18 protein-coding genes are annotated in these 14,903 nt (G+C 72.1%); 13 read left to right on the top strand and 5 right to left on the bottom strand.

The annotated features are described in order from the left end of the window. Window positions 1–118: 118 nt before the first annotated feature. The 5 genes from GA0070612_RS23140 (at window position 119) to GA0070612_RS23120 (ending at window position 3,677) form a co-directional block, all read left to right on the top strand. On the top strand, window positions 119–1,144 hold the full coding sequence (locus GA0070612_RS23140) for a TerC/Alx family metal homeostasis membrane protein (RefSeq protein WP_088991704.1): 1,026 nt from the start codon (window positions 119–121) through the stop codon (window positions 1,142–1,144). A 75-nt stretch (window positions 1,145–1,219) separates the two neighbouring features. Continuing rightward, on the top strand, window positions 1,220–1,819 hold the full coding sequence (locus GA0070612_RS23135; RefSeq protein ID WP_088989825.1) for a sulfite oxidase-like oxidoreductase: 600 nt from the start codon (window positions 1,220–1,222) through the stop codon (window positions 1,817–1,819). Window positions 1,820–1,826: 7 nt separating this feature from the next. Beyond that, a complete protein-coding gene (locus GA0070612_RS23130; protein WP_088989824.1) occupies window positions 1,827–2,591 on the top strand; it encodes a ferredoxin reductase in 765 nt (254 codons plus the stop codon). 24 nt (window positions 2,592–2,615) lie between these two features. Then, window positions 2,616–2,909 (top strand): DUF6510 family protein, encoded by a 294-nt coding sequence (locus tag GA0070612_RS23125; protein ID WP_088989823.1) that lies wholly within the window; start codon window positions 2,616–2,618, stop codon window positions 2,907–2,909. Window positions 2,910–3,017: 108 nt separating this feature from the next. Next, complete coding sequence (locus tag GA0070612_RS23120; RefSeq protein ID WP_088989822.1) at window positions 3,018–3,677, top strand: hypothetical protein; 660 nt, start codon at window positions 3,018–3,020, stop codon at window positions 3,675–3,677. Window positions 3,678–3,705: 28 nt separating this feature from the next. Here GA0070612_RS23120 and GA0070612_RS23115 read toward each other — a convergent pair whose 3' ends face one another. Then, window positions 3,706–4,350, bottom strand: coding sequence for a hypothetical protein (locus GA0070612_RS23115; protein ID WP_088989821.1), 645 nt, complete (start codon window positions 4,348–4,350; stop codon window positions 3,706–3,708). 136 nt (window positions 4,351–4,486) lie between these two features. Here GA0070612_RS23115 and GA0070612_RS23110 point away from each other — a divergent pair, with 136 nt between their 5' ends. Together GA0070612_RS23110 and GA0070612_RS23105 are read left to right on the top strand one after the other, a co-directional pair. Next, a complete protein-coding gene (locus tag GA0070612_RS23110) occupies window positions 4,487–5,014 on the top strand; it encodes a GNAT family N-acetyltransferase (RefSeq protein WP_088989820.1) in 528 nt (175 codons plus the stop codon). 79 nt (window positions 5,015–5,093) lie between these two features. Then, window positions 5,094–6,395: an NAD(P)/FAD-dependent oxidoreductase gene (locus tag GA0070612_RS23105; RefSeq protein ID WP_088989819.1), complete on the top strand. Its 1,302-nt coding sequence runs from the start codon at window positions 5,094–5,096 to the stop codon at window positions 6,393–6,395. On the opposite strand, the gene GA0070612_RS23100 is transcribed toward GA0070612_RS23105, so the two are convergent. From GA0070612_RS23100 to GA0070612_RS23090, 3 genes are all read right to left on the bottom strand, one after another. Then, the gene (locus tag GA0070612_RS23100) at window positions 6,366–7,460 is read right to left on the bottom strand and encodes an AI-2E family transporter (RefSeq protein ID WP_088989818.1); all 1,095 of its coding nucleotides are present in this window, start codon (window positions 7,458–7,460) and stop codon (window positions 6,366–6,368) included. The genes GA0070612_RS23105 and GA0070612_RS23100 overlap by 30 nt on opposite strands. Before the next feature lie 58 nt (window positions 7,461–7,518). Beyond that, window positions 7,519–8,304: a spermidine synthase gene (locus tag GA0070612_RS23095; RefSeq protein WP_088989817.1), complete on the bottom strand. Its 786-nt coding sequence runs from the start codon at window positions 8,302–8,304 to the stop codon at window positions 7,519–7,521. A gap of 115 nt (window positions 8,305–8,419) precedes the next feature. Continuing rightward, the gene (locus GA0070612_RS23090; protein WP_088989816.1) at window positions 8,420–9,397 is read right to left on the bottom strand and encodes a DUF2267 domain-containing protein; all 978 of its coding nucleotides are present in this window, start codon (window positions 9,395–9,397) and stop codon (window positions 8,420–8,422) included. A gap of 201 nt (window positions 9,398–9,598) precedes the next feature. Between GA0070612_RS23090 and GA0070612_RS23085 the strand changes: the two genes are divergently transcribed. Next, window positions 9,599–9,913, top strand: a complete 315-nt coding sequence (locus GA0070612_RS23085) for a hypothetical protein (RefSeq protein WP_088989815.1) — start codon at window positions 9,599–9,601, stop codon at window positions 9,911–9,913. 70 nt (window positions 9,914–9,983) lie between these two features. On the opposite strand, the gene GA0070612_RS23080 is transcribed toward GA0070612_RS23085, so the two are convergent. Beyond that, window positions 9,984–10,307: an STAS domain-containing protein gene (locus tag GA0070612_RS23080; protein ID WP_088989814.1), complete on the bottom strand. Its 324-nt coding sequence runs from the start codon at window positions 10,305–10,307 to the stop codon at window positions 9,984–9,986. Between the two features lie 171 nt (window positions 10,308–10,478). On the opposite strand from GA0070612_RS23080, the gene GA0070612_RS23075 reads away from it, so the two are divergent. From GA0070612_RS23075 to GA0070612_RS23055, 5 genes are all read left to right on the top strand, one after another. Beyond that, window positions 10,479–12,236: a PP2C family protein-serine/threonine phosphatase gene (locus GA0070612_RS23075; protein WP_088989813.1), complete on the top strand. Its 1,758-nt coding sequence runs from the start codon at window positions 10,479–10,481 to the stop codon at window positions 12,234–12,236. Continuing rightward, window positions 12,233–13,270: a cobalamin B12-binding domain-containing protein gene (locus GA0070612_RS23070; protein WP_088989812.1), complete on the top strand. Its 1,038-nt coding sequence runs from the start codon at window positions 12,233–12,235 to the stop codon at window positions 13,268–13,270. Before GA0070612_RS23075 ends, GA0070612_RS23070 begins: the two co-directional genes overlap by 4 nt. A 119-nt stretch (window positions 13,271–13,389) precedes the next feature. Continuing rightward, window positions 13,390–13,740 (top strand): STAS domain-containing protein, encoded by a 351-nt coding sequence (locus GA0070612_RS23065; protein WP_088989811.1) that lies wholly within the window; start codon window positions 13,390–13,392, stop codon window positions 13,738–13,740. Between the two features lie 67 nt (window positions 13,741–13,807). Continuing rightward, the gene (locus GA0070612_RS23060) at window positions 13,808–14,254 is read left to right on the top strand and encodes a response regulator (RefSeq protein WP_088989810.1); all 447 of its coding nucleotides are present in this window, start codon (window positions 13,808–13,810) and stop codon (window positions 14,252–14,254) included. A 114-nt stretch (window positions 14,255–14,368) separates the two neighbouring features. Then, on the top strand, window positions 14,369–14,890 hold the full coding sequence (locus GA0070612_RS23055) for an ATPase (RefSeq protein WP_088989809.1): 522 nt from the start codon (window positions 14,369–14,371) through the stop codon (window positions 14,888–14,890). Window positions 14,891–14,903: the final 13 nt, after the last annotated feature.

Raw genomic sequence — 14,903 nt, 5'->3', positions numbered from 1 at the left:
GAGTACTTCCCAAAAACCATTCCGGTCAGTACGGCGCGCCCGGCGCGCCTCGGGTGGTTGCCCATCACGGTGATGGGTGAAGGAGACCTCGAACATGACGGTGTTCGAGGAGACCCCAATGAGCGAAGTGTCGTACCTGTCCGCCGCCAGTGACCTGTCGTCGGTCGGCACGCCCACGCTGTGGGCGGCCACGATCATCGGCGTGATCCTGCTGCTGGTGCTCGATTTCCTGGTCACCCGACGCCCGCACGAGGTGTCCATGCGGGAGGCCATCGGCTGGTCGGCGTTCTACATCGCCCTGCCCCTGGCGTTCGGTGCCTGGATCTGGTCCCGCTACGGCTCCCAGCAGGGCGTGGAATACCTGACCGGTTACCTGGTGGAGAAGTCGCTCTCGGTCGACAACCTCTTCGTCTTCATGCTGCTGCTGGCCGCGTTCGCGGTGCCGGCGGTGCTGGCCCAGCGGGTGCTGCTCTACGGCATCGCCGGCGCGCTGGTGCTGCGGGCCGTCTTCATCGCCCTCGGCGCGGCCGCGTTGCAGACCCTCGACTTCGCCTTCCTGCTCTTCGCGATCATCCTCATCGCCACGGCGGTGAAGCTGCTGCGTGACGCCCTGTCCGGGCACCAGCAGGAAGTCGACATCAACAACATGCGGGTGGTGAAGCTGCTCCGCAAGATCATGCCGGTAGTCGACGAATACCACGGCACCAGGATGACCGTCCGGCAGGGCGCGAAGCGGGCACTCACCCCGTTCGCCCTGGTGGTGGTCGCGGTGCTGGCCACCGACGTCGTCTTCGCCGTCGACTCGGTGCCGGCGGTCTACGGCATCACCGAGGACCCGTACCTGGTCTTCGCCACCAACGCGTTCGCCCTGCTCGGCCTGCGGGCGCTCTACTTCGTCCTGCACGCGGCGTTGAGCCGGCTGGTGCACCTCAGCTACGGCCTGGCCGTCATCCTGGCGTTCATCGGCCTCAAGCTGGGTCTGCACTGGGCGCACGGCATCTGGGACAGCGTGCCGCAGATCCCCACCCTTGCCTCGCTCGGCGTGATCATCGGTGTGCTGGTGGTGGTCACGCTGACCAGCCTGCGCGCCACCCGCGGCGGCGACCTGCCGAAGGACCGCGAGGTCGTCGCCGAACGGCACTGACCGCGCCGCGCCGGGCCACGAGGGGGTACGCGGGAAACGTCCCGCCCCCACCGGCGCGGGTGGTACGACTGTGCAATGGGAATCGTGTCACCGGGTTTTCAGGGTCGGCCCCGCACGCAGGAGCCGGCCCTGCCGCCCGGTCAGTACCTGACCGAGGACTTTCCGGTGCTCTCGGCGGGCCCGACGCCCCGGGTCTCCCTGGACACCTGGGAGTTCGTCATCTCCGCCGAGAACGGCAGCGAACACCGCTGGTCGTGGCAGGAGCTGATGGCCCTGCCACAGGAGACGCCGACGGTGGACATCCACTGCGTCACCCGCTGGTCCAAGTTCGGCACCACCTGGCAGGGCGTCTCCCTGGACACCCTGCTCGCCGACGTCGACACGGGAGCGCACTTCGCGCTCGCGCACTCCTACGGCGGCTACAGCACCAACCTGCCGCTGAACGACCTGCGCGGCGGTCAGGCCTGGGTGGTGCACACCTTCGACGGCGCCCCGCTCGCCGCCGAGCACGGCGGCCCGGCGCGTCTGCTGGTGCCGCACCTGTACTTCTGGAAGTCCGCCAAGTGGGTGCGCGGCATCCGGCTCAAGACGATGGACGAGCCGGGGTTCTGGGAGACCGCCGGCTACCACGACTACGGCGACCCGTGGCGCGAACAGCGGTACCAGGGTGACTGAGCGCGCCGTGGCGACGAGCAGCCCACCCCGGACGGCCAACCACTGGCGGGTCGGTCGGCTGGTGGAGCGCCGGGTGGAGACACCCACCGCACAGACCCTGGTGCTGGAGGTGCCGGACTGGCCGGGTCACCTGCCCGGGCAGCACGTCGACCTGCGCCTGACCGCCGCGGACGGCTACCAGGCGGCCCGGTCGTACTCGATCGCCGGGCCGGTCGTGGACGGCCCGGGCGGCCCGCGCATCGAGGTCACCGTCCAGCGCGTGCACGACGGCGAAGTGTCCCCGTACCTCATCGATGTCTTCGGCGACGGCGACCCGGTGGAGGTCCGCGGACCGCTCGGTGGGTGGTTTATCTGGCGGCCGGAGGAGACCGCACCGGTGCAGCTCGTCGCCGGTGGCTCCGGGATCGTGCCGCTGATGGCGATGATCCGGGCCCGCCGCGCCGCCGGCAACAAGTCGGCGTTCCGGCTGATCTACTCGGTGCGCACCCCCGGTGACGTGATCTACGCCGACGAGCTGCGCCGCCGGGTCCGCGACGACTTCGGCCTGGACGTCGCGTACGTCTACACCCGCGAGGCGCCCGAGGGTTGGCGCGGTGAGCCGCACCGCATCGGGCTGGCCGACGTCAACACCCACGGTTGGCCGCCGGACCTGCAACCGCTCACCTACGTGTGCGGCCCGACCGCGTTCGTGGAGACCGTCGCCGACCTGATGGTGGGGCTCGGGCATCCGTCGCGGCGGGTCAAGACCGAACGCTTCGGCCCCACCGGCTGACGCACGCCCTGTCGAGGAGATCCGATGACCGAGATGTCGTACGTGGACGGCAACATGCTCGACGGCCCGATGCGCGAGCTGCTGACAGTGGACCTCAGCAGCGCGATGGGCCGCTGTGAGAACTGCGGGATGACCGGCTCGATGGCGAGCCTGCACGTCTACTCGCACGCCCCGGGGCTGGTGGCGCGCTGCCCGTCCTGCGAAGCGGTGATGATGCGACTGGTCCGGGGGCCCGACCGTGCCTGGCTGGACATGCGCGGCACGACCTTCCTCCAGGTCCCCATGCCGATGCAGCAGCCGGTCTCCGGCCCGCTCTGACGAGTGGGTCGGCTGCCGCCCTCCGGGATCGTCGGTCTCGGGGCGTCCAGGTGTCGGTAGGCGGTCGAAGGTCTTGTCGGGCTCACCGACCGACACGATACTGCCGTTGTGTGGGCGACCCTGGTGATCCTGCTGACCACCTACCTCGCCCTGCGTCAGATCGGTATTGCGGAGAACCGCGCAGATGACTGGGCGAACGCGGCGGCGGCGTTCGTCGCCGTGGTGCTGCTCTGGCGCGTGGCGCGAAGAGACAACCGGCCGCCACCGGAACCACTGGAGGCGGTGCCTCGTGCCAAGCTGGCACGTCGGGTGCTGGCGCTCGCCGCCCTGACGTGGTTCGTCAACGCCGTGGTTGGTGGGTTTGTCGCTGGGTTCGTGCCGTTGATTCCGCCCGGTGAATCTCCTGATCACGCTGTCGCCCTGGCCGTGCGTCTGCACACGACAGTGGCGCTGCCGATAATTCTGATCATCATCTTTCAGATCGGACGCCTGTCCGCGACCTGGTTGGCCCTCGACAGACCTCTCCGGTGGCTCGCGATGATCTCCGTGGCCCCGGCCCTGGTCGCGATAGCGCTGCATTCCACGGTCGTTGCCTATTCCCAGACTCATGGCACCATCCCGGTGAGCAGCCTTCCGGAGCGGCTTCCCATGATCGGTGTCAACACCCTCTTGATCTTCTGCGCCCTGGCGATGGGCCATCTGAGCAGGCGAGAAGCGCTCAGCAAGCAACCCGGCCCGGTGCTGTCCGCCGACGACCGCCAGGATTGACGTGCTCAGCGGCACCGGCTGACGTTATTCAGCGGCGGAGGAGGTCGTAGGCCCGGGCGAGGTCGTCGGCCCAGGCCGAGTCGTGGTCCCGTTCGAACGCGCGGTGCAGGCGGTCGCGTACCGCCTCTCGGCGTAACCAGTCACCCAGGAGGCTCGGCTTCCTTTTCCCGAAGTCGAGCCTGCCGACCATCTCGGCGAGGTGACGATCTGCCGACGAGGTGGGCGTGGAGTCCCAGACATCGAGGAATCGTTCGACGCGCTCGCCGGCCGAGCCGGCCGCGTCGAGGAACGTCGCCACGTCCTCGAAGGCACCCAGTCGCGACGGGTGGTGGGCGAGCAGCGACCGCCACACCGCGTCGAGGTACGCGTCGACGGCCTCCTGCTCGTCCCGCGGCCAGGTGCGCCACCCCTCGCGGGGGAGCTTGCCCAGGACGACGCCGGGGTACAGGCCTTCGGACACGACCAGCGACTCAAGAAACACCGGGAGTAGGCTCTTCACGTCGTCGCGGCTGCCGACCGTGTTGCCGAGCCTGATGGTCAGTGAGAACAGGTCGTGCTCGTCGACCAGCACGTCGCCCGTGCAGTGCGGGCAGCCGTCGAGCACGGCCCGGCGCGGGTAGCGGGCGAACACGTCGCGCACGCGTGCCAGGGCAACAGTGAGATCGTCGTCCATCGGTTGATCGTCGCACTCACTGTCGACGACGGGCTCGGCGGTTTACTCGGGTGACCCGCCCCGTCCTGGGCTTTCTCGAAGGGCAACCCCGCGTCGGTTGGACAACGACCGCCCCGGTCGGTCAGAGTGATCGGCCGTGAGATACCTGCGTACCGGCGGTCCCGCCGCGATCCGCCGGCCCCGGCCCGCCGACGTCGACGAGTTCGTCGCCGCCGTGCGGCGCAGCCGGGACCTGCACCACCCGTGGTTGGCCGCGCCGGGCACCCCCGAGGAGTACGACCTCTACCTTCGCCGGATCCGCCGCCGCGACAGCGCGGGCTACCTGATCTGTGACCGGGCCAGTGGTGCGATCGCCGGCTACGTGAACATCAGCGGCATCGTGCTGGGCGCGCTGCGCGGCGGGTTCCTGGGGTACGCGGCGTTCCTGCCGTTCAGCGGGACCGGCCACGCCTCGGCGGGCGTCTCCCTGGTGATCGACCACGCGTTCACCACTGTCGGGTTGCACCGCCTGGAGGCGAACATCCAGCCGGGCAACGAGCCGTCGCGGCGGGTGGCCCGCAAGCTCGGTTTCCGGTTGGAGGGCTTCTCCCCGGACTACCTGTTCATCGACGGCGCCTGGCGCGACCATGAACGGTGGGCGATCACCGCGCAAACCGCCGCGTGACTGCCGCCTGCCCCACCCGCCGAGCCACGGCGGCGCGGCCTGGACGTTTGTCCCGGGCTTCGACGGGAAACGGCCCGCAATGACGAAACCTCGTGTGGTGATCGTGGGGGCCGGGTTCGCCGGTTACCACGCGGCGAAGACGTTGAGCCGGATCGCCCGGGACCGGGCCGAGATCGTGGTGCTGAACTCCACCGACTACTTCCTCTACCTGCCGTTGCTGCCCGAGGTGGCCGCCGGGGTGGTCGAGCCCAAGCGGATCGCCGTGCCGTTGACCGGGACGCTCAAGAACGTCCGGGTGGTGATCGGCGAGGCGGACCACGTCGACCTGCAGAACCGCTGGGTCGGTTTCACCCAGGCGGAGGGCGACAAGAACCGGCTGGCGTACGACCGGTTGGTGCTCGCCGTGGGCAGTGTCAACAAGTTGCTGCCCATCCCCGGCGTGACCGAATACGCACACGGCTTCCGTGGCCTGCCCGAGGCCGTCTACCTGCACGACCACATCGTCCGGCAGATCGAGTTGGCCGAGCAGGCCGAGGACCCGGCCGAGCAGCAGGCACGGGCCACGTTCGTGGTGGTCGGGGCGGGTTACACCGGCACCGAGGTCGCCGCGCACGGGCAGTTGTTCACCGACGCGTTGCACGCCCAGCGGCCCCGGCTCACCGTCCGCCCGCGCTGGATGCTGCTCGACGTCGCGTCCCGGGTGCTGCCGGAGCTGGACAAGCGGATGTCGGACACCTCGCACAAGGTGCTCGACCGGCGGGGGGTGGACGTCCGGATGGGCACGTCGGTGGCCGAGGCCACCTGCGACGGGGTGAAGCTGACCGACGGTGAGTACGTGCCGACCTGCACGCTCGTGTGGTGTGTGGGGGTGCGCCCCGACCCGTTCGTCAACGAGCTGGGGTTGCGCACCGACCGGGGCCGGTTGGTGACCGACGAGTTCCTCACCGTGCCCGGTTACCCGGAGGTGTACGCCATCGGTGACGCCGCCGCGGTGCCCGACCTGCTCAATCCGGGCAAGGTGTGCGGGATGACGGCGCAGCACGCGCAGCGGCAGGGCAAGCGCGCGGCGCACAACATCGCCGCGTCGTACGGGTTCGGCCGGCGCAAGCCGTACAAGCACCACGACCTGGGCTGGGTGGTCGACCTCGGCGGCAAGGACGCGGCGGCGAACCCGTTGCACGTCAACCTGGGTGGGCTGCCGGCGAAGGTGGTCACCCGGGCGTACCACCTGATGGCGATGCCGGGGAACCGCACGCGGGTGAGCGCCGACTGGGCCCTGGACGCCGCGCTGACCCGGTCGGCGGTGCAGCTGGGGTTGGTGCCGGCCAACGCGGTGCCGTTGGAGAGCACCTCACCGGAGGTCGCGAGCCGGGCCCGCTGACCGGGCACCGCCCGGCGGGGCGGGATCGGGGCGGGGCCGGCGCGGCCCGTACTCCCGCAGCAGGGTCTGGACGATGCCGGCGGCGGGGATGGCCAGCAGCGCGCCGAGCAGACCGGCCAGTTCCGCCGCGAGCAGCACACTGACCAGCACGGTCAGCGGGTTGAGCCGCACCGCCCGGGACAGGATGAACGGTTGCAGCAGGTGGTTCTCCACCTGCTGGTAGACCACGAAGAAGACCAGCACCACCACCCCGGCGGTGGGGGAGTGCAGGAACCCTGCCCCGGCCGCGATCACCGCGCCGAGCGTCGCACCGACCAGCGGTATCAGGTCGGCCACCGCCACCAGTAGGGCGATCACGGCCGCGAACGGCACCCCGGTGAGGACCAGCACCAGGTAGGTCGACAGCCCGCAGATCACGCTGATCAGCAGGTTGCCGGTGAGGTAGCCGGTGACGGTCCGCGACACCTCCCGGCCGACCCGGCGCAGGCGCTCGCCCCGACCGTCCCCGGCCGCCGCGAGCACGCCGCGGGTGATCCGCGGGGCCTCCAACACCATGAGGTACGCCAGCACGATGACTGTGACCAGCCCGGCGACCGTCTCGACCACGCCCCGCAGCACACCCACAGCGGGTTGGCGCAGCCGGGTTCCGAGGTCGCGCAGTTGGTCGGAGTGCGCCTCGACGTAGCGTCGCGCCCCGGTGCGTTCCAGCAGGCGCCCCAGCGGGCCCTGGCCGGCGCGGGCGTCGTGCAACAGTCCGGGCGCCCGGTCGGCGAACCGCCCCACCTCGTCGAACAACGGCACCACGATGAGCGCGCCCAGGATCGCCAGCAGCGCGAACGCGGCGAGGAACACCAGCAGCGTGGCCACTGAGCGGCGCCGGACGAGGCGGTGTTGCAGCCGGTCGACGAGGGGCTTGAGCGCCACGGCGAAGAACGCGGCGACCACGGCCCAGGTCAGCACCCGGCGGGTCGCGTACACGAACGCCAGCGTGAACGCGCTCGCCAGCACCAGACCGATCACGATCAGGGTCCGGCGGGCGGTCGCCCGATCGTCGGCGTTGCTCATCCGCCGCGCCTTCCCCGCGCGGGTCGTCGGAAACCCGGCATTGCGGACGTGATGGTGCTCAGTGGTCGTCGGTGTCGGTGACGGGACGGGCGCCGGCCACGAACGTGTCGAGCGCGGCGGCGTGCAGCAGTCCACCGGGCACCGGGTCGCGCAGGGCCGCCACCGCCAGCCGGCCGACCGGCAGGCCACCGGGGCGTGACGTCGCGGCCAGCACCAGGTTGCCGTACCGCCGGCCGCGCAGCATCCGCCGGTCACCGACGACGCACACGTCGGCGAAGACCGCCCGCACCGTCGCGACCTGCGCGCGGGTGGCGACCAGCGGCGGCAGGTCCGTGACGTTGACCAGGTACGTCCCGTCCGGGCGGAGGACACGGGCCACCTCGGCGGCGAACTCGACGGTGCGGACGTGTCGGGGCATCTGGGCGGCCCGGTAGATGTCGGCCACCACCACGTCGTACCGGCCGGCCGGGGTGGCGGTGAGGGCGTCCCGGGCGTCGGCGACCTCCACCCGCACCTCGGGCGGCAGCGGCGGCAGCTCCCGGGCGACCAGCTCGACCACCGCCGGGTCCCGTTCGACGACCCGCTGCGGGGAGCCGGGTCGGGTCGCGGCCAGCCAGCGGGGCAGCGTCAACGCTCCGCCGCCCAGGTGCAGCACGTGCAGCGGGGCACCGGCCGGGGCGGCCACCCGCATCGCGGAGGCGATCCGTCGAACGTACTCGAAGTGCAGGTGTCGGGGGTCCTCGACGTCCACGTACGACTGTTCGACGCCGGCGGACAGCAGTGTCCGCCCGGTCCGGCGGGCCGGGTCGACGACCAGTTCCAGCCGGTCGGCGGCGCGGTTCATGACCGGCACGCTAACCGAGCCGGCGGTCCGCACCGGTGGCGGCCCGGCACGGCCGACGGACCGGCGCGACGGGGACTGCCCCCGCCCGCCGGCCCGCCCGGGTCACGGTGGCCGGTCAGCCGCCGGCCATCCCGGCCCCCACCTCGTCGATCGCGTCGTCGATCTGGTGGGCGAGGTCCACGTCGAGCGCGGTCACACCGTTGGCCTGCCTGGTCCGCACGGTCAACACCGCGGCGGTGTCGCCGGGACGCCCGATGCTCGGGCCGCGACCGGTGTCCTGGCGCAGCCGGTCGAGGCGGGCCAGCACCCGGTCCAGGTTGTCCGGCGGCAGCGCGACGACCCGGTAGAGGCCCTCGCTGTCGCCGGACCAGTAGGGCAGGTCGTCCAACGCCGCGTCGATCTCGTCGGCGTCCATGGTGGGTGTGGTGGTGGACGCGCCGACCAGACCGCCGCCGGCCTCCGGCGGATTGAGCAGGTCGCGCAACCCGTCGGGTACGTGCAACGACTCGACCAGGCCGCCGTCCTGCTCGGCGAGGGCGGCCATCGTGGCCTCCGCCTGGTATCGGGCCTGCTCCGGGGTGTTGCCGCTGATCCGGCCGACCTCGGCCAGGAAGCCGGGCAGGTCCTGGTGCCGTTCGATGCCGTCGACGGGCAGCACGTCGTGCAGCGACGACGGCACCGCCGCGAGCAGGCGCTGCCGCTCGGCGGTCTCCAGGGCGAAGGCGAGGACGAGGACTGTCGCCTCCGTACCCACCTTGGCGGTCTTGAAGTCGACCCCGGCCCGACGTCGGACCTCGTCGACCAGGTCGTGGTAGCCCATCGTGCTCACGCCGGCCGCGCCGCTCGGCGGGGACGGCCGCGGCCGTGGATTGTCGGCGCTGCCGAGTTGCGGCGGGGCCGGGCCGCCACGCGTGCTGTCCGGTTTGTGGGGTCCGGCCGGCGGTGGGCCGGCTCGCTTACCCGCATCGAGGCTCGTGAGCTGCTTGGAGGCGCTCAGGCTGGCGCCGATCTCGCTGGGCCGGCGGCTCTGTTCGCGGGCCTGCCGGGCCAACGCCCGACGCCTCTGGTTGTCGCCTTCCATCTGCTTGCGCATCGTGCACCCCTTCCGCTGGGGATCGTGGCCTGCGCCGGTCGCCTTCCCGCCGTCGATGAGAAGGAAACGGGGACTGCCGGCCGGGTCGGGCGGGCCCTCGTCGACGCTTCATCCGGCGGGGGTGAGGGGTGCTCACCCGCACGGCCCGCACGATCACCTCAGGACCAACGTTCTTCCGAGGTACGCGGAAGGAAGGTCGTCATGAAGCAGATCGTCGAGATCGTCCCCGCCCGACCCGGCTGGTACGCGCGCTGGCAGGTCACGCCCGAGGCCACCAGGTGTTACCCGGTGAGCCTGTGGGCGCTGCTGGAGGAGGCCGACGGGACCGGCCGTGAGGTGGTGGGCATGGACTGCATCGGTCAGTGGCCCGGCGCGGACGACAACGAGGCGGGTGGGCAGTTCGTCCGCTATCTGTACCAGACGCCCGACTCGGGAGAGCCCGAGGACGTCGAACCGCCTCCGACCGGCGAACTGCGTCAGAACGGCCCCCGGCTCCAGCCGATGACGGCGCCCTAGACATTCCTCCGGCCCCCGACCCCAGGTCCCAGGGTCGGGGGCCACCCCGCCCTTCCAGGGTGGTCGGCGATCAGCCGGTGGCGCGGAGGTCGTCGTCGGCGACAGCCAGCAACTCGGCGAGGCCGGTGCGGTCGAGCATCCGTTGCAACTGCGGGCCGACCCCGGTCAGGTGCATCACCCGGGCGCTGCGCTGCACCACCAGCAGCGCGCTGAGCCCGGAGGAGTCGCAGATGCTGACCCCGCCCAGGTCGACCAGCACCTCGTCGCCGTGCAGGTCGGCCGCCACGGCGGCCAGCTCCGGGGCGGTGTCGTAGTCGAGGTCGCCGGTCAGCCGGAGTCGGACGTGCCCGGCGTCGAGCCGGGTTGCCTCGATGGTCAACAGCTGGTCGGACATGCCGCCATTTTCCCAGCCGCGTGCAGAAACGCAAAGCGGGCACGACCGTTCGCCCCGAATACGCCGAGGTGCCACTATCGGCCGACCGGCGTAGGGTGGCCTGAAGGGTTTCGACCACGCGCCGGTCTCCGGCGCGGGCACGGGCGGACGACAAGGAGTGAGGCTCAGCTGGTGACTGCTTCCGACGTCAGGGACGTAGACCCGGGCGACGGACGGCTTCCCACGCCGAGTACGACACGGTCCCCGGCGTGGTCGGCCGGCCTGCTGCCCCGGTCCGCCGCCGCGCTTCCGCCGCTCGCCCCCGACCGCGACCTCGCCGCCCCCGACTGGTTCGAGGTCGTCGAGCATTTCCGGGAGGGCCTGATCGTCTGCGACGCCGACGGCGTCGTGCGGCACGTCAGCCCGGTGGCGGAACGCCTGGTGCCCGAGGTGACGCCCGGCGAGACGCTCGACGCGGCCGGTGTGCCCGAGATGGCCGAGGGCGACTTCACCCATCGCGGGCGCCGGCTCAGCGCCCGCCGGGTGCCCCTCTCCGGGGCCCGCTGCTGCTGGTACGTCGAGGACGTCACCGACCGCGTCAGCGGCGCCGACGCGTTGCTCGCCGAACGGGCGCGTTCGACGTTCCTGGCCGTCGTCGGCGACAAGCTGGGCAATCCGCTGCACCCCGACCGGGCCGCGGCGGCGGTCGTCCGTCTCGCCGTACCGACCCTGGCCGAGGTGGCCGTGCTGGTGCTCGCCCCACGGGGCGGTCGGGCCCGCTGGTGGCGGGCCTCGCGCACCGACGACGAGGCCCCGACGGTGGACAGCGGGACGCTGGCCGGCGGCGACCTGCCGGCAGCCATCGCCGACGGGCTGACCGGGGTCGAGCCGCACGCGGTGGACTGGCTGGTCGAGCAGGCGGTCGACGCCGGCTGGCTGCCCGCCCTCGCCGGCACCGAGAGCGCCGCCCGGGTGATCCCGTTGCCCGGCCGGCACGCGCCGGTCGGTGTGCTGCTGGTGGCCCGCCGTGCGACCCGTTGGTACGACGAGGCCGACGTGGACCTGATCCGCGCGTTCGCGGCCCGCGCCGGCGCGGCGTTGACCACCGCGCTGCTCTACCGTGACCAGGCGGAGGTCGCGGACACCCTCCAGGCCAGTCTGCTGCCGGTCGAGCCGGCCGAGGCCGCGGGCGTGCAGTGGGGCACCGCGTACCGGCCCGCGCAGGCGGGGCTGCGCATCGGCGGCGACTTCTACGGCTCCCACCGGCTCGCCGACGGCGGCTCGGTGTTCTTCCTCGGAGACGTGTCCGGCAAGGGTGTCGAGGCGGCCGTCTTCACCGGCCAGTTGCGGCAGTGCCTGCAGGCGTTGCACCGGCTGGAGTCGCACCCCGGGCGGTTGCTGCGGTTGCTCAACGACGCGCTGTTGGAGACCACCCAGGCGCACGGCCAGGGTCGCTTCGCCACGATCGTGCTCGGCGTGGCCCGCCCGCGACGCGACGGAGGCCTGACCCTCACCATGGCCGGCGGCGGGCACCTGCCGCCGCTGGTGCTGCGGACCTCCGGCGAGGTGGAGGCGGTGCCGCTGCGCGGCATGCTGATCGGGGTGGTGCCCGATCCCCGCGTCGGTGAGGTGACCGTACGACTGGCGCCGGGGGAGACCTGCCTGCTCTACAGCGACGGGGTGACCGAGGCCCGTGGCGGCCGACGCGGCGACGAGCAGTTCGGCACGGAACGGCTCGTCGCCGCCGTGACCGGCTGTCAACGGATGCCCGCGCCGGCCCTCGCCGAGCGGGTGGAGCAGGTCACCTGCGACTGGTTGGGGCACGGCGACCACGACGACATCGCGGTGCTGGCGTTGCGGGCGACCGTCCCGGGCGGGCGCGGGTCGCGGCACCTGCACTCGGTGCCCGAGCTGACCGGCATCGCCCAGCGGGGGGAGACCGACGCGTGACCGCCGCCACGACGGCCGCCGGCCCGGCCGGGGCCTTCGCCGGCTACCTGGACTGCCTCGCCGACGCCGACGAGCACGGCGCGATCGACCTGGCGATCGGCCTGCTCGACGCCGGCGTACCGGCCGAGCGGGTGCTGTTGGACCTGGTCGCTCCCGCCCAGGCCGAGGTGGGTGAGCGGTGGGCGCGCAACGAGTGGAGCGTCGCCCAGGAGCACGCCGCCACCCACATCAGCGAGCAGGTGGTCGCGGCGGTGGTCGCGCACGTCGACCCCCGCCCGACCGGCGGACGGGTGGTGGTGGCCTGCATGGACGGCGAGTGGCACGCGCTGCCGCCCCGGCTGGTGGCCGAGGTGCTGCGGTTGCGCGGCTGGCAGGTGACCTTCCTGGGCGCCAGCGTGCCGGCGGCCCACCTCGTGTCGTACCTGCACCGCTACGACGCGCACGCTGTCGCGTTGGCGTGCGCGCTGCCGATGCGGCTGCCGTACGCCCACCGGATGATCGAGGCGTGCCGCCGTTCAGACGTACCCGTGGTGGTCGGTGGGCGTGGGTTCGGCACGGACGGCCGGTGGGCGCGTCGCCTCGGCGTGGCCTGGGCGCCGGACGCCCCCGCGGCGGCCGACCTCATCTCCGACGAGGGTGCGCTGCGCGCGGTGCCGCCGGCGCGGTTGGCGCACCTGGCCGACGACGAGTACGCCAGCCTGGTGCGGCGTCGAGGTGAGCTGATCGACGGCGCGTTGGCCGACCTGCTGGAGCGGGTGCCGGCGGTGCGCTCCTACAGCGCCACCCAGCTCGACTCGACAGTGAGCGACCTGGGTCACATCGTGGACTTCCTGGCCGCGGCGGTCTACGTCGACGACCCGTCGTTGTTCACCCAGTTCGCCGAGTGGCTGGTGGAGATCCTGGTCAGTCGTGGGGTGCCCGCCGAGGCGGTGGTCCTGCCCTTCGACCACTTCGGTGTCGCGTTGCGTGACTTCCCCCGAGCGGCGCGTGCGCTGGCCCTCGGCCGCGCCGCGCTGCCCGTCGCCAACCGTTGACGAGGCCCTCGACCGGCCGCTCCGGGTCGATCACCGCGCCCTCCGGCCGACGCGTCAGCTCTGCGTATACTTGTCGCACTGCAAACGTCCCACCACGGGGTGGAGCGAGGGGGAGCACGGTGACGTTCAGTGTCAGCCGCGTCGAGCGCGACGGCGGGGGTGCCGCCCGGCTGCGGCTCACCGGCGAGCTGGACCTGAGCACGGCCCCTCAGTTGACCACCGCGATCGAGGATCTCGCCGCCGCCGGCGAGACCCGGCTGCTGCTCGACCTCACCGACCTCACGTTCTGCGACTCCACCGGCATGGCGGTCTTTGTCCGGGGAGACAACCAGGCCGCCGCCGACGGAGGGTGGCTCCGGCTCACCGGCGCCAACGGGCGGGTCGAACGGGTGTTGCGGGTGACCGGGCTCGCCGACGTGTTGCGCCACGACCCCGGATCGCTCGACCCGGCGTCGCAGACCGTTCTCTGATGGGCTAGATTTCCCCGCCGACGCGGTGACCGTCAGGTCCCGTCCCCGCCGACCGAAGCAGGTAGTGATGGGTGCAGACAGCCCGCAGCCGGTACGCATCCTCGTGGTCGACGACGACCCGGGTGACGTGCTGATGATCGAGGAGGCGTTGGCGGATTCCGACGTCGACAAGGTCATCGACGTGGTCAGCGACGGCGAGGAGGCGATGGAGTTCCTCCGCGCCGAGGGCCGGCACCAGGATGCCCGCCGGCCGGACGTGATCCTGCTCGACCTCAACATGCCGCGGATGGACGGTCGGCAGGTGCTCGGCGCGGTCAAGCAGGACGAGGACCTGCGGACCATCCCGATCGTCGTGCTGACCACCTCCAACGCCGACACCGACATCGTGGGCAGTTACACGTTGCAGGCCAACGCGTACGTCACCAAGCCGATCGACCTGGACGACTTCAACGACGTGGTGCGCCGCATCGACGAGTTCTTCGGCCGGGTGGTGGTGCTGCCCAAGCGCGTCTGACGCGCGACTCCCGCGCACGCATGCTGAACATTTTTCCCGAACCCCCTCGGTCGTCGTGGTCTGGGCCGAGGATCCAGATGGGGAAGTAACAGCAGCTGCCTGGGGGGCGACAGTATGAGGTTCTCCGTCGTTGAGACCGGTTACGACCAGCGGCAGGTGGATTCCTGCCTGGACGAGCTGGGCATCCGGTTGGCCCGGCTCGCGGCGCGGGCCCAGGGCGCGGCCGGCGCGAGCCGTGAGTGGGACGAGATCCGCGAGGAGGCCGCCTGGCTCAGCGGGCTGCTCCGACGGCTCGACCTCGGCGACACCGCCGGCCGGCGGCACGCCGGTGACGCGACGCGGCGCGAGGCAGCGGACCTCCTGGCCCGCGCCCGCGTCGAGCTGGACGAGGCCCGCGAGGAGGCCCGGCAGGTACGCGAGCAGGCGTACGCGGAGGCGGTGCAGGCCCGCCGCGACGTCGAGGCGGCGCTGTACCTCCGCCGGCGGCGTGAGGCCCGGGTCGACGAGATCCTGGGCCAGCTCACCGTCGACCAGGTGCCCGCCGACACGCCGACCGCGGCTGCGGGCGTACCCGGGAGTCGGGTGGGAGTCGGCGGGCTGGACACGAGCGCGGAACCACCCTCCGATCGCCGCTGACCCGGCGGGGCCG

Origin of the sequence: Micromonospora chokoriensis, from assembly GCF_900091505.1 — a bacterium.
In the GTDB taxonomy this organism is placed as follows: domain Bacteria; phylum Actinomycetota; class Actinomycetes; order Mycobacteriales; family Micromonosporaceae; genus Micromonospora; species Micromonospora chokoriensis.
This window is presented reverse-complemented; position numbering and strand designations above follow the sequence as displayed.